3 protein-coding genes are annotated in these 2,803 nt (G+C 70.3%); all 3 read right to left on the reverse strand.

Annotated features, from left to right (window positions below):
- Positions 1–1,032, reverse strand: a 1,032-nt coding sequence (locus A7B20_RS21015; protein ID WP_102110527.1) for an FGGY family carbohydrate kinase, incomplete at its 3' end; no start/stop codon positions are given.
- A gap of 135 nt (positions 1,033–1,167) precedes the next feature.
- Positions 1,168–2,016 carry a sugar phosphate isomerase/epimerase family protein gene (locus A7B20_RS21020; protein WP_102110528.1) on the reverse strand — a complete coding sequence of 283 codons (849 nt, stop codon included), beginning with the start codon at positions 2,014–2,016 and terminating at the stop codon, positions 1,168–1,170.
- Positions 2,017–2,084: 68 nt separating this feature from the next.
- Positions 2,085–2,803: cysteine hydrolase family protein (locus A7B20_RS21025; RefSeq protein ID WP_157937757.1), on the reverse strand; the 719-nt coding region annotated here is incomplete at its 5' end.

The raw sequence follows: 2,803 nt of genomic DNA on the forward strand, positions 1-2,803 counted from the left end.
GCCCGGAAACTGGCCGTCGTTGTCGGCGAAGCTCGGGCGCGCGAAGCTGCCGCGCGCGACCAGCCGGGCGACGGCGTCGAGGTCGGCGCAGGCGCCCGCGGGCTGATCTCCGGCCACGGCGGCGAAGTCGCGCCCGCCCATGCAGAGCGCGCCGCCCGCGGGATTGCCGAAGACATCGGCGTTCAGCGTCATGCCGCGGGCCGGGTCGATGCGCTCGGGCGCGATGCCGTCGGCCATGGCGACGATCCAGGTCCCGGTCGAGACCAGCACGAACTCCCGCAGCCCCGCGGCCTGGTAGCGGAAGAAGTTGGCCGAGCTGTCGTGCAGGCCCGCGTGGATGCGCAGCGTCTCCGGCAGGCCGTGCCTGCGTGCAAGGTCGGGCCGGATCGGGCCGAGGTCTTCCCAGGCCGGGGTCAGGGGCGGCATCAGCTGCTCCCACCCCCTGCCCTGCACGATGGCCGACCAGCGGCGGCGGGGCACGTTCCAGAGGTGGGATTGCGCGCCGACGTGGCTGACCTCGGCCACGGGGCGGCCCGAGAGGCGCCAGGCCCAGTATTGCGGAAGGCCGAGGATATGGCGCGCCCTGGCGAATCCCGCGGGCTGCTCCATCTCGGCCCAGAGCATCTGGCGCGCGATATGGGTCGCGCCCTGAAGGATGGCGCTGCCGCGGTCGAGGAAGTCGGCGACCTCGGGGGCATAGGCGGCGTTGACGTCCTCCGGCACCGGCTGTTCGTAGTCCGGCATCGGCAGCGCGGCGCCTTCGTCGCGGTCGGGGTCGTCCGTCACCAGCAACGCGCCGACGCCGTGGCCCGAGGCGATGACATGGGCCAGCGGGTGACGGGTGGCAAGATCCGCGAGCGCGGAGAAAAGCCAGGCTGACTGGCCCGCAAGATCGTGGTGGCGCCAGGGCGGTCCGGGCAGCGTGGCGTTCGGGAAGGACTGGGTTTCGGCCACCGCACCGGTTTCGGTGCAGGCGGAAAGCTTGATGTTGGTCTTGCCGATGTCGAGCACGGCGACGGTGGCGGGAGTCATGGCGTGGCTTTCAGCGGCGCGGCGGATCGGCGGCTCCGGCGCTGTCCCGCCCTGCGCGCCTTCGGTCTACGACGGGACAATCTTCGGAAAGGCGGAACAGCGTGGAGACGGGTGTGAACGTGGAAACCCCGATCGTCAGATCAGCCCGTACTGCCGCGCCTTGCCCTTCAGGAACGGAAGGCCGTTGTCCATCACCTCCTCGAAGTTCGCGGCCACCGGGCGCCAGACGGCGAGGCCGTAGGCGACTTCGGGCGGCATGTTGATGAAGCTCTCCATGGCAAGGCCGCCCTTGAAGCCGATGGCGGCGAGGGTCGCGTGGATCTCGTCCCAGTCGCAGGTGCCCCAGCCGGGGGTGCCGCGGTCGGATTCCGACAGGTGGATGTATTTCAGGTGTTCGCGCGCGGCGAGGATGCCGTTGCCGGCGCCCTTCTCCTCGATGTTCATGTGGTAGGTGTCGAGGTGGACGAAGATGTTGTCCGATCCCACCTTCTCGATCATCCACACGGCCTGGGCGCCGGTGTTGATCAGGTGGTTCTCGTAACGGTTCACCGGCTCGATCCCGAGTTGCAGGCCCGCGCCCTTCGCATGATCGGCGGCGGCCGACAGCGCGCGGGCGATGTTGTCGTACTCGGCCTCGGTCGGCGGCAGGCCCGTGCGCTCGCCGATGCCGCCGAAGGTGACTCCGGTCAGCGCCTCGCAGCCCATGGCGGCGGCGACGTCGATGGCCTGGGCGAGGTGGGCGATCGCCGCCTCGGGATCCTTCGAGGCCCGGGCCGGTTCGGGCAGCCCCAGCGAGGCGACGGCGCGCAACCCGTGCAGGTCGAGTAGACGCCGCGTGTGGGTCGTGTCCACGGCTGGCGCGTTCAGCAGCGCGATCTCGATGAAGTCGAGCTCGTATTCAGCGGCGGCCGGGATCGTGCGCTCGGCCCCTGCCCTGTCCCAGTTCATGGTCCACATGCTGGTGTGAACGCCAAAGCCCTGCATCGTCTTCCTCCCGTTTTGGCCCGAGCCTAACCTTCCGCGGCGGCGGTTGCCAGAGGCGGCCGCCACGCTCAGGCGAGCGCGGCGATCACCTGGTCAACCGTCGTGACGGTGGCGATGTCCTGCATGGCATAGTTGATCGACACGACATGCCATTCCGCGTTCATGGTCGAACATGCGTCCTCGGGGACGATCATGCGGAAGCCCTTGTCGCAGCCGGTACGGGCCGTGTGCTCGACGCTCATGTTGGTCCAGGCGCCGCAGTTGATGATGGTGTCGCGCCCGCCGTGGCGCAGGTAGCTTTCCAGGCGCGAGGTCTCCCAGGCGCTCATCGACATCTTCTCGACCACCAGGTCCCCCGGTGCCGGGGCGAGACCCGGCGCGGGCTGCGCGCCCCAGGTGCCGCGCACCAGCGCGTTCTGCCCCTTCAGCCCCTGGTACAGCCCGGAATGCTGGGCCAGGTGCGGGTGGCCCGGTTCCAGCACCATCCAGACGTGGATCACCATGACCCCCTTGGCCCGCGCCGCGGCGGCAAGGCGGGCGGCGTTGGCCAGCACCTTCTGCCGGCGCGCATGGAGCGGCGCCCCGGTCGATGCGAAGGCGCCGCCCTCCATGATGACGTCGTTCTGGAGATCCTGGAGGATCAGCGCGCAGCGATGGCCGTCCAGCCGGTCCTCGACCGGGTGGGTGATGAGATAGGGCAGCTCGGGCTCCACCGCGTGCATGGCTGGCTGAGGCCTGGGCGGCTCGGGGGGCGTCGGCGGTGCGGCTGGCGGCCTCGGGGCAGGCG

The organism is Oceaniglobus roseus (assembly GCF_002869745.1).
Classification (GTDB): Bacteria; Pseudomonadota; Alphaproteobacteria; order Rhodobacterales; family Rhodobacteraceae; genus Oceaniglobus; species Oceaniglobus roseus.

Excerpts from the sequence above, each read along its gene's own strand:
- A7B20_RS21020 (WP_102110528.1), bottom strand. The coding sequence starts at position 2,016 with ATGCAGGGCTTTGGCGTTCACACCAGCATGTGGACCATGAACTGGGAC.